This window comes from Metasolibacillus sp. FSL K6-0083, assembly GCF_038630865.1.
Lineage (GTDB): Bacteria > Bacillota > Bacilli > Bacillales_A > Planococcaceae > Metasolibacillus > Metasolibacillus fluoroglycofenilyticus.
Genome location: NZ_CP152046.1, coordinates 2032818 through 2048926, shown reverse-complemented (window position 1 = coordinate 2048926; position 16109 = coordinate 2032818). Strand labels below are relative to the sequence as shown.

General features: G+C 39.4%; 18 protein-coding genes. 9 read left to right on the top strand and 9 right to left on the bottom strand.

From position 1 onward, the window contains the following. Positions 1-191 precede the first annotated feature (191 nt). The 3 genes from bshB2 to thiD all read right to left on the bottom strand — a co-directional run bounded on the left by bshB2 (position 192) and on the right by thiD (position 2333). The gene (gene bshB2 / locus MHB51_RS09535) at positions 192-902 is read right to left on the bottom strand and encodes a bacillithiol biosynthesis deacetylase BshB2 (RefSeq protein ID WP_342558017.1); all 711 of its coding nucleotides are present in this window, start codon (positions 900-902) and stop codon (positions 192-194) included. Positions 903-914: 12 nt separating this feature from the next. Next, on the bottom strand, positions 915-1265 hold the full coding sequence (locus MHB51_RS09530) for a YojF family protein (RefSeq protein WP_066168103.1): 351 nt from the start codon (positions 1263-1265) through the stop codon (positions 915-917). 237 nt (positions 1266-1502) lie between these two features. After that, entirely contained in the window at positions 1503-2333 is an 831-nt protein-coding gene (gene thiD, locus MHB51_RS09525) for a bifunctional hydroxymethylpyrimidine kinase/phosphomethylpyrimidine kinase (protein WP_342558016.1), read from the bottom strand. Between the two features lie 139 nt (positions 2334-2472). Here thiD and MHB51_RS09520 point away from each other — a divergent pair, with 139 nt between their 5' ends. The 5 genes from MHB51_RS09520 to MHB51_RS09500 all read left to right on the top strand — a co-directional run bounded on the left by MHB51_RS09520 (position 2473) and on the right by MHB51_RS09500 (position 5934). Beyond that, positions 2473-3150 carry a uracil-DNA glycosylase gene (locus MHB51_RS09520; RefSeq protein WP_107942004.1) on the top strand — a complete coding sequence of 226 codons (678 nt, stop codon included), beginning with the start codon at positions 2473-2475 and terminating at the stop codon, positions 3148-3150. An 18-nt stretch (positions 3151-3168) separates the two neighbouring features. Further along, entirely contained in the window at positions 3169-3342 is a 174-nt protein-coding gene (locus tag MHB51_RS09515) for a uracil-DNA glycosylase (RefSeq protein ID WP_342558015.1), read from the top strand. Beyond that, positions 3339-3584 (top strand): YwdI family protein, encoded by a 246-nt coding sequence (locus MHB51_RS09510; RefSeq protein ID WP_066168114.1) that lies wholly within the window; start codon positions 3339-3341, stop codon positions 3582-3584. The genes MHB51_RS09515 and MHB51_RS09510 overlap by 4 nt, the downstream gene beginning before the upstream one ends. A 25-nt stretch (positions 3585-3609) precedes the next feature. Then, positions 3610-3987 (top strand): DUF423 domain-containing protein, encoded by a 378-nt coding sequence (locus MHB51_RS09505; protein ID WP_066168119.1) that lies wholly within the window; start codon positions 3610-3612, stop codon positions 3985-3987. A 261-nt stretch (positions 3988-4248) separates the two neighbouring features. Then, positions 4249-5934: a HAMP domain-containing methyl-accepting chemotaxis protein gene (locus MHB51_RS09500; RefSeq protein WP_066168122.1), complete on the top strand. Its 1686-nt coding sequence runs from the start codon at positions 4249-4251 to the stop codon at positions 5932-5934. A 343-nt stretch (positions 5935-6277) separates the two neighbouring features. Here MHB51_RS09500 and gerQ read toward each other — a convergent pair whose 3' ends face one another. From gerQ to MHB51_RS09480, 4 genes are all read right to left on the bottom strand, one after another. Next, on the bottom strand, positions 6278-6553 hold the full coding sequence (gene gerQ / locus MHB51_RS09495; RefSeq protein WP_066168444.1) for a spore coat protein GerQ: 276 nt from the start codon (positions 6551-6553) through the stop codon (positions 6278-6280). A 41-nt stretch (positions 6554-6594) separates the two neighbouring features. Further along, positions 6595-6963, bottom strand: a complete 369-nt coding sequence (locus MHB51_RS09490; RefSeq protein ID WP_153061585.1) for a cell wall hydrolase — start codon at positions 6961-6963, stop codon at positions 6595-6597. A gap of 645 nt (positions 6964-7608) precedes the next feature. Continuing rightward, positions 7609-9402, bottom strand: coding sequence for a VWA-like domain-containing protein (locus tag MHB51_RS09485; RefSeq protein ID WP_342558014.1), 1794 nt, complete (start codon positions 9400-9402; stop codon positions 7609-7611). A 1-nt stretch (position 9403) separates the two neighbouring features. After that, positions 9404-10468, bottom strand: a complete 1065-nt coding sequence (locus tag MHB51_RS09480) for an AAA family ATPase (protein WP_107942008.1) — start codon at positions 10466-10468, stop codon at positions 9404-9406. A gap of 598 nt (positions 10469-11066) precedes the next feature. On the opposite strand from MHB51_RS09480, the gene MHB51_RS09475 reads away from it, so the two are divergent. Further along, the gene (locus MHB51_RS09475; RefSeq protein WP_342558013.1) at positions 11067-11279 is read left to right on the top strand and encodes a hypothetical protein; all 213 of its coding nucleotides are present in this window, start codon (positions 11067-11069) and stop codon (positions 11277-11279) included. 423 nt (positions 11280-11702) lie between these two features. Here MHB51_RS09475 and hemQ read toward each other — a convergent pair whose 3' ends face one another. Beyond that, positions 11703-12452, bottom strand: a complete 750-nt coding sequence (gene hemQ, locus MHB51_RS09470) for a hydrogen peroxide-dependent heme synthase (protein ID WP_066168134.1) — start codon at positions 12450-12452, stop codon at positions 11703-11705. Positions 12453-12623: 171 nt separating this feature from the next. Between hemQ and MHB51_RS09465 the strand changes: the two genes are divergently transcribed. Beyond that, positions 12624-13451: a lipoate--protein ligase family protein gene (locus MHB51_RS09465; protein WP_342558012.1), complete on the top strand. Its 828-nt coding sequence runs from the start codon at positions 12624-12626 to the stop codon at positions 13449-13451. Between the two features lie 468 nt (positions 13452-13919). Here MHB51_RS09465 and MHB51_RS09460 read toward each other — a convergent pair whose 3' ends face one another. Continuing rightward, positions 13920-14549: an RsfA family transcriptional regulator gene (locus MHB51_RS09460; RefSeq protein ID WP_066168140.1), complete on the bottom strand. Its 630-nt coding sequence runs from the start codon at positions 14547-14549 to the stop codon at positions 13920-13922. Between the two features lie 195 nt (positions 14550-14744). Between MHB51_RS09460 and MHB51_RS09455 the strand changes: the two genes are divergently transcribed. Continuing rightward, entirely contained in the window at positions 14745-14969 is a 225-nt protein-coding gene (locus MHB51_RS09455; protein WP_042470727.1) for a DUF1450 domain-containing protein, read from the top strand. A gap of 134 nt (positions 14970-15103) precedes the next feature. Further along, positions 15104-16093, top strand: coding sequence for an Rpn family recombination-promoting nuclease/putative transposase (locus tag MHB51_RS09450; protein ID WP_342558011.1), 990 nt, complete (start codon positions 15104-15106; stop codon positions 16091-16093). Positions 16094-16109 lie beyond the last annotated feature (16 nt).

Here is a 16109-nt window from a genome sequence, read left to right as displayed (position 1 = left end):
AAACTTAATTAAACTCCTTTTTTAATACCTGTATAATTATAAGTACATTAAACGAAAAAATCTACTCCTATTTTAACTTTATACTAAAATAATTTATAAAAATACATTTAAGAGGTCTTAAAATTAAAATAGCTGCTAGGAACAATTTTCCTAACAGCTATAAATTCAAAATGATTTTTCTAATATACCTCTTAATAAGCTACTCGTTGAATTGGTGTATTAAGCTCATCTGATTGTTGAACGACATAAAATTTCTCTATATTTAACCAGCTTTCACTCATTGGCTGCCCTTCATCTATACGTTTCGCTGTTTCTGCCATCATCCAAGCAGTTTGTGATGCATGTGCTTGCAATGCCTTCACTTTATAGTCTTTAACATTCTCGATATTCACTGTAATATGTGGCTCACCAAGCTCTTCTAAAGTATTGTTCGCAAAGGCGCAGCCAAGTAGACGGGGACGTGTCGCCTTATCGATGCGACGTACAGCCTCTTTTACAGCTCGTGCTGTGGCTTCGTGATCAGGATGTACAGCGTAGCGAGGATAGAATGAATAAATAACAGATGGGTTTAATTCTTCAATTAGTGATGTGACAAGCTGTACCATCTTTTCATCATCTTCAAATTCAAGTGTTTTATCGCGTAAGCCCATCATGCGTAAATCGGGAATAGCCATTGCCTCACATGCAGCAATTAGCTCTTGACGGCGAATATTAGGTAAAGATTCTCGCGTTGCAAATGGTGGATTGCCTAAATTACGTCCCATTTCGCCAAGCGTTAGGCAGGCATACGTAACAGGTACACCCATTTGATGATAGAGTCTCGCGACACCTGCGACAGAAAAGGCCTCATCGTCAGGATGAGGGAAAATAATTAATACATGGCGCTCTGAAGGTAATGTCATTTCTTTCACTCCTTAATAAGAAAATGGTGTTTCACTAATTTGCAAGGCAATGGCTAATTTACCTGTATAATCTAAACCAGCCATTAATAAGCGTCCATGCTCGTCTAGCTCATAGTGCGTAATTCCTTGTGCATATACCCAGCCATGCTCCATTTTTAAGCCGACACGATGCGGTGTGTCGCTGACAATTTTGCCAAGCTCGTAACGAATTTTCGCATTGCGAATAAAAGCACCAGCATTAAAAACATTAGCGTCAAAATGGCTTGCATAAGCCCCATTTGTCGTTTCTAAATGAATATAAACATCTTTATTAGCAAAAGAGTTAAGCAATTCCTGAAGTGTTTCGATATGTACCTCTTTCATTTATCGGAACTCCTTTCTAAACTATCTAAATGATAGTATAGTAGAATTTTTTTCAGAATGAAAAGAAGATGTCTCACAAATAGCGATTATTTAAAATAAAAATGAATTGGGAGGCAAGTTATAACCATTAGGAAAGACAATAATCAACGCAAAAATAGTCTAAAGAAGTGATTCATCCAATTCAATCTTCTTGGCAAAAAAGGAACTAGTTGTCGCAAACAACTAGCTCCTCTTACTTTAAATCGTCGTAACAGTAACTTCCGGTGCACCGAAGCGTGATTTTGCGCCGTGCATTACAGGACCAACATATTCATTTAATGCCCAGCCATGTGCGATAGCAGCTGAAACAAATTCTTTTGCTTCGATAACAGCCTCCTCTACAGAAAGTCCATTCGCTAAGTTTGCACAGACGCTTGCAGCGAATGTACAGCCTGCCCCGTGATTATAAGTAGATGCTACTTTTTCAGAGGCTAGCAGCTTGTATGAAGTGCCGTCATAGAATAAATCAACAGCTTTATCTGAAGCTAATGCTTTACCCCCTTTAATAACAACATTTTTAGCGCCAAGTGCATGAATTTTTGCTGCGGCTGTTTTCATTTCCTCGATTGTTTTTGGTGTGCCCGTACCAGCAAGCTGCCCCGCTTCAAAAAGATTTGGCGTTATAACGGTTGCGTATGGAAGTAAGTAGTCAATCATGGCTGTTGTGTTGCCAGGGTTTAATACCTCATCTTCGCCTTTACATACCATAACAGGGTCGATGACAACGATGCCTGTGCCAGACTTTTGAATGGCTGTGCTTGCTATTTTAATAATTTCCTCAGTTGAAAGCATTCCTGTTTTAATGGCATCTACTTTTGTTGATAACGCTGTATCGATTTGTTGTTGTAATAGCTTTGTTGGCAATGGCGTCACTTGATGATGCCAACCATTTGGATCCATCGTTACGATAACCGTTAAAGCGACCATCCCATATGTGCCGTGCTCCTGAAATGCTTTTAAATCCGCCTGCATACCAGCACCGGCAGAAGTATCAGAGCCAGCAATTGTTAATGTCTTTTTTAATGTCATAATTAAGTACTCCTTCTAAAATTATTTACATACAACTATACATTTATTCTGACTTTATAAAAATAGTCAGAAATAGTTTTTTCTTTGGTGTCAGTTGCTAAAGAATATTGTAGTATACTATTAAATAGAGGTGAGTTTGATGGCAAAGCAAGCATTTAACAACGATTGGCAGCAAGTAATCGGTGATGAATTAGATAAGCCATATTTTAATGAGCTGCGTTCATTTATTGCAAAAGAATATAGTACAGGGATAGTGTATCCGAAGCAAGAGGATGTGATGAATGCCTTCCATGCAACGAGCTATCAAGATGTGAAGGTAGTCATTTTAGGGCAAGATCCATATCATGGACCTAATCAAGCGCATGGCATGAGCTTCTCGGTTCAGCCGGGTATTCCACAGCCACCAAGCCTTCGCAATATGTTACAAGAGCTACAGGACGATTTAGGTTATCAAATGCCGAATCATGGGTACTTAATGAAGTGGGCACAGCAAGGTGTACTATTGCTAAACACAGTGTTAACTGTGCGTGCTGGACAAGCCCATTCGCATAAAGATAAAGGCTGGGAGCAGTTTACAGATGCAGTTATTCAAAAGCTAGCAGAGCGTGGAGAGCCAATTATTTTTATTTTATGGGGAAGACCTGCACAAGCAAAAACATCTATTATTAAGCGTAGTAAAACACCGCATATTATATTACAGGCCCCGCATCCAAGCCCATTGAGTGCATATCGAGGTTTTTTTGGCAGCAAGCCCTATTCTAAAGTGAATGCACAGCTAATTGCATGGGGTAAAGAGCCAATTGATTGGAGCTTATAAGCATAAAGGAGGGAAATCATGACAGTGAACTGTTTTAAATGTCGCTATTTTCGTGTCACATGGGAGCCTGCAAATCCCAGAGCTTGTACGGCATATGGCTTTAAAACAAAACAAATTCCTTCAGCTGTTGTGAGGCGATCTTCTGGAATGGACTGTTTAAAATATACACCGAGGCAGGAGGACAAGCGATGATATCATATGATGTGTTATTGAAGCAATTAGAGCAACATGTCATGCAAGCAAAAAATGCAGCAACTGAACAGGAAATGCGCGAGCAATTAACAGCGGTACGCGCGCTATGTGAAGTCGTATTGACTTCAGATGGCAAGCCACAAATGCCAGCACAAATAGCAATGGGGACACCGCAATTGCCTACGCAGTCAACTCCATTGCGTGAAAACGATGCAAATGGTCATTCTATTTTTGATTTTTAGTAATTTACGAGAGGATGTTATTTGAATGAAAGGTTCTATTATTTCAGGTGCAATTCATGGCTTTTTAGCTGTTGCACTCGGTGCGTTTGGAGCGCATGCCTTAGAAGATATACTAGACGATTATAGCACTGGCATTTGGGATACAGCAGTGCAATACCAAATGTTCCACGCTGGAGCATTGATTCTCATTGGCATTTTAATGAGCGCTAAAATATTCGGTGAAATAAAGCAATTAAAAATTGCAATGATTTGCTTGAATTTAGGCATTGTCTTCTTCTCAGGCAGTTTATTCATTTTAGCATTAACAGGCATCGGTGTTTTAGGTGCGGTTACACCAATTGGTGGCGTCTTATTTTTAACGTCATGGGTGCTAATTATTGTCGCAACATTAAAAAAAGCGTAATGTAAAAAGCTGTTCAAAAAGATTTCATTTTTGAACGGCTTTTTCGATTTACAATCTATTAAAATTTTCGGAAAAAGATGTTATATTCAAAAAAGAGGAATTGCAAATATATTTTTTCTTTAAAAGTAGTGAAAATAAATACTACTTTATTTTTTTAAGTAAGTAATGTAATTTAAAGGAAAATAAATCGATTTTAAGATTTTTTTGCAATGAAAAAGATTTTCTAAAACGTGCAGTTAAAATTTAATGGAGGAATTAATTATGAGCATAGGAAAAAAGTTAAATTTAGTATTTCTGCTTATTATCGTATTGTTAATAGCTTCTACTGGTCTTGGTTATTTGAATTTAGTAAATATTGAAAAGAAGGTAGATGAAGCGTTAGATGTACGGGTTGCAACGGTGCGTTCAATTGACCAAATCAAGCTTGCTGGTGCATCTCAGGGCTTGTTTGCACGAGCACTTGTAATTGAGTATACACAAGCAAATGATGATAATTTTGTGCGTTTTAATACATTGCTAAATGAAGAAATGGAGCGTTTAGAGGGACTGATTATTAGCGAGCAAATGCGCGGCTACTATACAGATTTAGCAGCATCCGTAGAGTCGTTTAATGGCGTTGCAGAGCAGTATTTAGCGGCTATTCGTAAGGGAGATAAAAACCTTGCAATCGGTTTAGTTATTAACGATTTGCAGCAAACTAATAAAGACATTACTGCATTTTCTGATAGCATATTGACTTATCAGGAAGAGGAGCTAAAAAAAGCTGTTGATGCATCGGATGTAGCAATGAATATGTCAAAAATAATATCGATTATTGTGTTAGTCATTATTATTATTGTGAGCATTATTGCAATTCTTTACATTCGTCGAGCGATTACATTACCTTTAGTTCGTATTACGAAATCAACGAATGTTGTCGCATCGGGTGATTTGACAGAGCCTGATTTACAGATGCAGACAAAGGATGAAATCGGTCAGCTAGCTAACGCATTTAATACGATGAAAAATAGTTTGAAAAGCTTACTTGGCAATGTTCAATCAAATACAGACCAATTAAGTGCAGCGGCAGAGGAGTTATCAGCAAGCACCGAGCAAATAACAGCTACTTCGGCTGATGTAACACGTCGTGTATCGAGTACATCAGAGAGTGCGCAAGGCGCTGCAAATGCAGCAAATGAAAGTGCGCGTGCAATGGATGAAACAGCGGTTGGTGTACAACGAATTGCTGAATTTGCGCAAGACTTGCATTCAAGCTCAGAAAATGCTCGCATAACAGCTACTAACGGCGGCTCTATTGTTCAGCATGCGAAGGAGCAAATTGAAACGATTAATCATTCGACAATTCAAGTAAATGAGCTAGTCCAAAAATTAGCACAGCAAACAGAAGAAATTAGCGATATGACAAAGGTGATTACGGATATTACAGAGCAAACGAATTTATTGGCACTCAATGCGGCAATTGAAGCTGCGCGTGCGGGTGAACATGGAAAGGGCTTTGCTGTTGTTGCTGATGAAGTACGTAAGCTTGCTGAGCAATCGAAAAATTCAGCGAATAAAATTGTCGTATTAACAGCAGAAATTCAAACGGATACAGCAAGTGTAGAAGGGGCTGTTAACGAATCCTTACTATCCGTAAAGGATGGTGTGCGTATTGTCGGGGAAGCGGGGGAGGCATTCCAAGCAATCGGCTCAGCAATTATGGAAATGACAACACAAATCGAGGAAATTTCAGCAACATCTCAGCAACTCTCAGCAAGCGCGGAGCAAGTATCGGCATCCGTTAACAGTATCGCAAATGGTGCAACAGAATCTGCTACTGACATTGAAATGGTTGCGGCGGCAATGCAGCAACAATCTGCGACAATGGAGCAAGTAAGCGATGTTGCTATTAGCTTGAGTGAAAATGCCCAGGAGCTGCAACTAGAAATACAAAAGTTCCGTTTATAACGAAGCACTAGCAATCAATTACGCTTTGCCGTATTTACGTCGGGATTTTGAATTGCGCTTGCGCAATTCAAAGTCCTTGACATCTGCCGCAGGCTTTAGGACAATACGATGTTCTTAGACTGAATTCCTCTTTAACAGCGGGTATTACAGGATGTGACTGTTTTAGGTCAACTTTCCACCAATTAGCTCGGGAAAATCTGGACTACAGCTCGCAGAGGCATAATTAATTCTTAGCTTAAGGCTGCTAAAAGCAGTGTTTATTACATGTCCAAAGAAAGTTTTCATGGAACATGAATAAAACGTCTGAAATGCAGTGTTAATCGTTGCATTTCAGACGCTTTTCCTACGGTGTTTGCGAAAAATAAGCTAGTTCCTCATCGAATTCTGCATAATCAAAATAAATCATCGGAAAGAGGAAGCGGTGGTCCGTTTTCAAATCCCGTATAATGGCATGATCGCGTCCGGCTGCCTCCACAACCCCACGAACTGCTTTTGTATTTTGTCCATTTACAGCGTTATCGAATGAAAAATAGAACACACCTGGCTTCCCTCGATTCAATCTTAAAATGTTTTCAATATAAGATTCCTCTCGTCTAGGTGATGATGGCATTTGTTGCATTGGCGGTGTCCAGTAATAAGTCAAAAGAACATCCTTTCATTTTAAATAGTTTGACATTCACTTTCGGTTGGTGAGAAAAAGCAATGTGATTTAAAGCGACCTGAATTCCACTGACCATACCATTGGGCAGGGCAATCGCCACTTGGCATGAAAAACCATAGTGAACGCGTAGCAGGGTGGAATCTTTCCCCTCGAATCACACGTTCAGCGAGGCGAATATCCTGTTGTCTTGCTCGTTGATAAAAGTAACCTTTCGTCGTGGCCTCAAAGCCTCCGGGACTTTGAAAAACCATATCCTCTATCGTTCGGATATCAGGAAAATCTAGGCAATCAGCTCTCACACGATTAACACCGACATTGCCAACCATCAACATCCCTAATTCCCCGTCTCCCTCAGCCTCAGCCCGCATTAAACGAGCAAGTAAGGCTGTTTGTGCCGTAGTTGTTGGAACGACAGCGATACAATAAACCCCCTTTTGACACTAATGTATGCATCAACTAGTAAAAAATATGTAGAATCGCCTGTATTGCTAAGTAGAAAAGTGCATATGCTGAATGGGGTGGAGTTGTCCGAAAAGTCCATTTTATTTTGACACAGCATTGAATCAAGGTTTTCATCGCTTCCCTTTTATTGAAGGAGTACACTGCTAAAGCCAATGTTTCTCCCATTTTTAAAAGAGGTGTTTTCTGTTTATCGCGTATTAACAAATTTTGTTTGCGACGAGTAACCGCAGGAGCAGGCTGTAATACCCCCACTTCAAAACAGCAGATAAAAACAAGATGTTTAAGTGGGGGATCAAACAGCCTGTAAAAACCCGAATGGTGAAACTACCAATCAGTGGGGGGCAAAGCCCCCACTGATTGAAGGTTCACTTTATATGAATCAACGTTTTGTGAAACATCATCGCTCTTGTCCAAAATGCCGGCTATGCACGGCTTTTTGGACAGCCACGTTTAATTTGATTCAGCAATTTCATATTGTATAAACACTGAATTTAAAATGAATAGGTAAAAGTTATATTTTCATTGCTTCAAAAATCTTTGACGCTCTCGACTTAGTCAATATAAAAAACTTCGCCTTTAGCAATGAAGGGTAAACGTCTCCCTTTAGGTAACACAAAAGCGTGAGGATTGCTAATTCTTAGTCGGTCTGTACCTCCGTCAGTAATAATAAGTATGGGCCCATCTTTAGGGAAGTCTTCAGCTTTCTGAATTAAATCAATCGCAGGCTGAAGAATTGTTCCACCACGTCCTTTAATTTTTACCGAACTCGCTATATCCTCCACACGCATATAGCCTACATCATAGGCTGCTGCATCACAAAATATCACGCGAACCGCTACTACTTCACGTGCAGTGCTATAACTAGCGATTGTACCTAGCGCCTTTGCTAGTAGCTTTTTGTCCATTGAGCCCGACGTGTCGAGTACGACTGCAAAAGTACGCCCCTCTAGCTCATCTTCAGGAATTGAATAGCTTGGTCGAGGAATATGAGGCGTGCTTGCTTGTCTACGTGACAGTCTAGAAAAAGTACGTCTTTTTTCGATTGGCTGAAAATATTGATCAAACCATTTTGCTAGTTCTACATCCCAACGAATAGGTGGCATGCTGAGTGCTTGTATTTCCTCAATTAAACCTGCTGGAAGAAAGCCACGACCTTGTCCAATATGATATTCTAATCCTTGCGCTAAACAGTTTTTATAAAATTCCTCCAACGTTAATCCGTCTCGCATTTTCCAAAAATCTACTGTACCATCATCAATTAAATCTTTGCCTTCGCGGCCTCGAAATGTATAAAGCTTACGATAAACCCGTAAATTCGCCACAATCATATCATAAATTGTTTCAGCGCTTAGCCCCTTTAACTCAGGGTCATATAGTGCACCAATCTCAGGCATTTCGCCGATATTCATGTCAACAAGCCAGCCATTGATTACATAATCACAGGCTACATTCCAATAATATGAATCTCGTCCTTGGCGACGCTCATGGTGACATAATCCAGCATGAAGTAGTTCATGAGCCATCACAAATCGTAGCTCCTGCATGGACAAATTTGCAGCAGGATTAATAAAAATCTCCTGATTTTTTACATCAATTGCGGCAATTGATATATCGAGGCTTTGACAAATACGTAGGTCATAAACAATGGTGAAGGTGGAGGCTAATGAACCGAGTAGGGGGAAACTGCTAATAAACCAAGATTTCGCTTGCTCAGCAGCAGATTTTTCAGTATTTTTTCCACTAAAGCTTGTCGCCACACCACTCGCCACATCAACAGCACGACTAACAGCGTCCGCTATTCCTTCTGCCAGTAAGAATCCCCAATTTTTATAACCGAAATAGCCTTCATCCTCTAGAAATAAATCTTGCTCATTTTGTCCAGATGTTCCCCATCCTATATATTGCGGCTCCACATTCCCATGCGCTACGAAATGCTTATAAAGAGCATGTTCATCCTTCGAAAAATGGTCTGTTGGGGGTGTCATACCATTCGGTGCGCGACCAATTTTCATATCGTATAAAAATCTTGCAATACTAACATCACAGGCGATATTCCAAAAAGCAGGATGCTCCATTTTTTTAAAATGCTCTAGACCTAAGTGCAACATACAATGAGCAAGTACATAAATCCATTCCTCCTTCGATAAGTTTTTCGTAGGATGGCAATAGATATGACCGTTCTGCGTGACAAAGGCATAGCTCTGATTGGAAACATTATAGCCATGTTCACGATGAATATATGTACTATAGAACATTCTCGAAAACATTGGGTGCTCATCTAAATAAATCAGCGCCTCAGAAAAACTTTTATCACTAGCTGTTTGCTGCAATTTCTTCTTCGCCATATTATTTATCCTTTCGCTCTACAAGTCGCGGTAAGTCTCGAATAATTTCCGTCATAAACCATTTCGGCAAATTGGTCTCGTCCTCTTGTGTCATAACCACAAGCTGTGCCATTTCATGGCTAATCGTGGCTAAATCTTTAATAAGTGATTTTGCTTGATGTGCAAAATTCCGTTGTGCTGCAGTAATTTTATCGTTTGCAGCAGGAAGCTCTTTCACAATTTGCGCACGGAAGCTTTGGACGAGGAAATATAAAATATCACGGTCCTCGGGCTCACTTGGGAATTTCATTTCACCAGCTAAAATTCGATTTAAGTAGTACTTCGTATCAGTTTGCTTATAAAAGGCTTTAAATTGAATGGCGTGTTGTGGTGTAATACAACCCTCTGCTAGAATACCAATGATTTCGGGTGTTAGATTTTCATCGCCGTATTCATATAAAGCGTCACTAAGCATATGCCAGCTACGCGGTGTTGAAAATGGCTCCTCATGCTTAGGTGGCTGCTTCCATAAATGATCTGGTCGAACTTGTAAATATTCAATGACAATTGGGTGAATGCCAGCGTCCATAGCCCATTCAAGCCATTCTTTTTGAGAAACCTGTAACTGTGTATGAAACATGCGATTAATAAGGGCGGAGCTCATTGTTTTAACAATGGCGCTATCTTGCGCACGGTTTCCTGCACCGATGACGATGGAACCTTCAGGTAGGGTATAGTTCCCGACACGTCTGTCATGAATTAAACTATAAAAAGATTTTTGAACTTCCTGTGAGCATGCATTCAGCTCATCTAAAAACAAGCAGTACGGCTCGTCTTTGGCAATCATTGTAGGCGGGCAGAACTCTGTTTTCCCGTTAATAATTTGTGGCACACCCATAATATCTTCTGGTGCAAGCTGACTTCCTAATAGTGAAACGCATGGCAACCCGACTTGCTTCGCAAACTCTTCAACAAGTGCTGACTTTCCAATACCGGGTGCACCCCAAATAAATACGGGGCGTATGACAGCCACGTTTAATAAAATATCCATTAATTGCTTTTGTGTAACTTTTGCTCCTAAATTCATTTATGAACTCCTTTTATATGAATTGTAATTTTTTATATATTGATAGTTGAGAGTAGCGAAAGAAGTTTTTCGCATAAGCCATTAAATTTATAGCAATTCAGTAATCGGCAGCTTATGTACGCTGTGGGTACTAAAAAGTGTTAAATAATATAGTTCCTGTTTTTATATTGTACCCTGTGTAAATTAGAAAAAGCTTATAGAGGAAAATCTTTATATATGAAAATATTACCACTATTAAATTATAGCATTTTTTTAACTTCTTTCAGTACATGTTTCCTGTACCGATAGCGAGGCGACAGATATAGAAGTCCCTACCTTCTATAGGCGGTAAGCATTAGAACTATTTCACCAAGTGGCGGGACACCGATGAAAAAGAGGAGCTCGGTCTAAGAACATCACATACTAAGATAATGGCGGAGTGACCAATATCGTGTTTGCCAAGACCCCGGCGAATGTCATAGATTTCTAAGGTAGACCTGCATAATGCACCACGTGACGGTTTTAGGTTGACTTCCACCAAACAGCTTGAAAAATCTGAACTAGTGCTAACACCTTTCTTTTCGCATTAATAAAAATAGTACAATGGCCTGTATTGCTTATGCAAAAAATGCATATGCTATGTGGGACAAGAGAAGAAGAGGTGATGAACATAAGCAGCCTATTTAGCATACTGTTCAGTGCCGTCTTAGCCTTTTTAATCGCGGCCTACTACGAACAACCACTTCATTGGTATTTATTCATTCTCATTGTTTGCATCGGCTTCTTTATTCAACTGGTTATCATTATTTTACGAGCACCAGATGAGCTATAACAACAAAATATAAGAATGGGGCTGTCCAAAGCCGTGCGTAGCCGGCATTTTGGACAGTAGCGATGATGTTTCACAAAATGTTGATTCATATAAGCAGAAAACGCTTCTTTTAAAAATGGGAGGAGCATTGGCTTTAGCGGTGTACTCCTTCAATAAAAGGGGAGCAATGAAAACCTTGATTTCAATGCTTTTTCAAAATAAAATGGACTTTTCGGACAACTCTGTCTTGCATAGACAGTGAAAATTTAATTTCCACTTATTCACTTTTATTCAGAAGAAAATCCTCTAGACCTAGTGTTTCTTCTATTTTTAAAGAATCTTCTTGTAATTCTACCCAAGTGAACTTTTTGAAGTAACACTAACGAAAGCGTCCAAAATGCCGGCAACTGCACGGCTTTTTGGACGCCCATCTTTTTATATTAATTATACAGTTAAAAGCTTTGCAAGCTTTTCTTTATCTAAAATGTTACCGACAAAGAAGGAGCCGAATTCACCGTAGCGTGCTGATACTTCGTCAAAGCGCATTTCGTACACAAGCTTCTTGAATTGTAAAACATCGTCAGAGAATAACGTTACACCCCACTCATGATCATCAAAACCGACAGAGCCTGTAATAATTTGTTTCACCTTACCAGCATAGCCACGACCAATCATGCCGTGTGAGCGCATTAATGCTTTACGCTCATCCATTGATAGCATATACCAGTTATCGTCGTTTTGGCGACGCTTATCCATTGGATAGAAACATACATATTGAGAACGTGGTAGCTCAGGATATAGGCGTGCACGAACATGTGGGTTTTGATAAGGGTCCTCATTTGATTCGCCTGCTAAATAGTTCGATAATTCTACAACGGATACGTAGGAATAGCTCGGAATTGTAAAGTCAGCAATCGCCAATTTATTGAATTCCGCCTCTAATTCCTGTAACTCATCCATCGTTTCACGCAATGTCATTAGCATGAAATCCGCTTTTTGCCCAACAATTGCATAAAAAGCATGTGCACCTGTTTTGGCAATATCCGCCTCATTTAATTTCTCTAAATAGGCGATAAACTCCTCAACTGCTGCAGTACGTTCCTCTACTGAAACAAGCTTCCAAGAGGCCCAATCAATTGAGCGGAAATCATGTAATGCATACCAGCCATCTAACGTAATCGCTGCTTCGTTCATTTATCAAACACTCCTTTTAATTGAAAATCATTCTCTATTAGTTTAGCACAACTTCCTCTATATAAGACATTCCTAAGTGCTAACTGTCACGATTTCGTCATGACTTTTCAGTGACAACTTGTTCGTGTATGCTAGAGGATAGTTGAATTTGTGAGATTAAGGAGAACAATTATGGAACAATTTTTTCAAACTTGTGAGTGGAGACTAGTAGATGAATCAAATTTACAATCGCGCTCTCCGTTAGCGTCATTTGCCATGGACGATACACTTTGTCATTTAGTCGGACATCAAATGACTACACCAACCATTCGTACATGGGTACATAAGGAATCTGTTGTGTTAGGCATCCAAGACCATCGCCTACCATTTATCGAGCAGGGCATGCACTTGCTAAATGCGCAAGGTTACACGCCGATTGTACGTAATTCAGGCGGTTTGGCAGTTGTGCTCGATCCAGGTGTACTTAATATATCTCTTGTTATTAGCGAAAAAGAACAGCCATTATCAATTAATTCAGCATTCGATATGATGGTACAATTTATTAAAATGTTGCTTCCAGAAATTGCTGAGGATATTGAGGCATATGAAATCGTAGGCTCCTATTGTCCTGGCTCCTATGATTTAAGTATTGGTGGAAAGAAATTCGCAGGAATTTCACAAAGGCGTATGCAGGGTGGCATCGCAGTGCAAATTTATTTATGTATAGAGGGTAGTGGGAGTGAGCGAGCAGAGCTTATTAAACAATTTTATGAAAGAAGCCTACAACAGGAAGAAACAAAATTTCAATATCCTCGCATTGAACCAAGTGTTATGGCATCATTACAGGAACTGACAGGTACCAATATGACGGTCGTTGATCTAAATTTGCGCATCCAACAAATGTTACAACAAAGAGGCATTAACTGGGTGCTTACACCTTTGAAGCCAACAGAAAATGAGTTATATATGTACTATTTACAGCGCGTCTTGCAGCGCAATCAAAGCATGTTGGCGAAATAAAAGCTGCGAGCAAGTCGTATAAACTAAAAAAAGCAAAACGTCAATAGAATCAAGAAAATCGCCGATAAATTGTACTAAGTTGCTGATAAAATTGAAAACACCGCGAACAAAATAGGGCAAGCCACCAATGAACAGTGTATAGCACAAAAAATAGCGAAACGCCAATAGCATAGGCATATCACAAATAAAATGGGACCAGCAAATATATTCGGGAACCATGCAAATAAACAATGGCGAATCTCAGACCACTGAAACCCGCGTGTTTGCTTTTTCATTGTCGATTTTCTAAAAAATAGATTGTCCGAAAAGTCCATTTTATTTTGAAAAAGCATTGCAATCAAGCTTTTCCTCGCTTACTTTTTATTTAATGGTAACAGCGCTAAAGCCAGTGTTCCCCACACTTTTCATTAGCAAAAATACAAGCTGTCCAAAACACCAGCTATGCATGGCTTTTTGGACAGCCTCCACTCACATTTGTATTTCATCATTTTCGATGGAAGAAATTAAATTGCCGTTACGCTCCATTTTAAAAATCGGTGCAATACGCTCTTCCTCCTCATCTAGTGCCACAAATCTGCGCGCACGATTCATAATTTGGACAAACTGCTCATAGTCCTCCCGAATTGCGATGTTTTCCTTGCGAAGCATTTCGAGCTCCTGCTCTAGCTCGCGATTTTTTTCAGTTGCTGTGTTTGCTAAGTAACGCCACTTCGAGCTTTCGGCGTCACCTGCACTATGCTGTAAACGCATTAAATAAGCAATAACAATATCTAAAGATAGCGTCGATAAAGGGATAGATTTCGCATCACCATTATCTGCTGTAACGAGTATATGTTGTGCACGGCGACGAGATGGGTTGCCCAATGCTCGCAATCTCTCTTTACGCTCCCTTTTGGCTTCTGTTAATTGCTCCTCATACATTTTTCGAACAACTGCATTCCAACGAAAACCGCAGGCAGCCGCTGTTCGATTTAGTGCATCACCAACTTCATCAAAGGCATTTAACTGTGTGCTTCCTTCTTTTACATGACGTAACACCGCCTCTGCTAATAGCTCATCGTTTTCTTTTAACCAAGCATCCTGTCTTACTTTCATTATTAATCTTACCTCCTATAATGTTCATAGTTTGATTGTTCATTACTAAGCATGACCAAATCCCAAATGATTTATGCAAAGGCTACATAAATTTTCAAATCTTTGACGGAGAAATTAGGATTTCGCTTGAATGCGAGCCCCGCCATAAGCTAAAATAGCTAGTAGATTAAAAGCGAAAATAGAAAGGTGTTGACTCTAGTGGCAAACGAATTTCGAGTTTGCGATGAATGTCAGGCCGTTAATTTAAAAACGTTAATTCCGAAATTAAAAGAAATTGATCCCGAAGCAACGATTGAAATTGGCTGTCATTCATATTGCGGTCCTGGCCGTAAAAAAACATTTACCTTCGTGAATAGTAGACCAGTTGCTGCATTAACTGAAGACGAGTTAATGGAAAAAGTTCTGGCAAAGTTGAAAAAGTAAAAAGAGCACTGTCACAGGGAGGAGATGAAATCACTCCCTGTTGTACAGGCTCTTTTTTATTGCAAGCTAAATTCGCATTTTACCACTTTACCTTGCTATAATAAATATATAAGCGGTGAGGAGGGAGAATTGAAATGAAGTTGCAAAATCCACATGACAAATTTTTTAAAGAAACGTTTGGCAATGTAGAAGTTACAAAAGATTTTATTCAATACTATCTTCCAGAAACGATAAGACAAGTAATTAATCTTGAAACACTGGAGCCGCAGAAGGATAGTTTTTTGAATCCAAAACTAGAAGAAAATTTCTCTGATCTTCTTTTCAAAGTGGCAATCAACGAGCAAGAAGGCTATTTGTATTTATTATTTGAACATAAAAGCTATGTAGATAGGGATATAGCAATTCAATTATTAAAATATATGGTGGAAATTTGGGAGGCGAAGCGCAATAAAGAGCGAGTGCGAGAATTGCCAATCGTTGTTCCTATAGTCATCTATCATGGGAAAAAAGAATGGAAGCTACCTACGAATTTGAGTGCACAACTGAATGGGTATGAAAGCCTATCATCAGACATTCACAAGTATATACCGAATTTTGAATATGTGTTGTACGATTTATCTGTTTATCATGATGAAGATATTCGAGGCTCTGTCATCACCCGTATTGTCATGACTCTGCTACGTGATGTCCAAACAAAGGAAGGGGCAGAACTAATTGACTCCATAGCAAAGGCATTTTACCACTTACGTGAACTAACAGATAAAGCTTCGGCGGTAGGTTATATAGAAACACTACTTCGATATATTTTTGAAGCGGGCAGAAAGTTAACTAAAGATGATATTAAAATCATTATTAATCAATTGGAAACAAACGAAATGAAGGGAGAGGAGTTCACAATGACATTAGCGGAAATGTGGGAGCGAGAAGGAGAGCGAAGAGGAGAACAAAGAGGAGTCCAAAAAGCAATGATAGATGTAGCACTTCTACAATTAACAAGTAAATTTGGTAAGCTACCCGATGACATAAAAGAGGCTCTAGCAAAAGCTGACACGCCAACACTCCAGCTCATTTTAACGAATATTTTTACAATCGAGCATCTTGACGAAATAAAGTATTATCTATAGAGAAATAAGGAAGTGC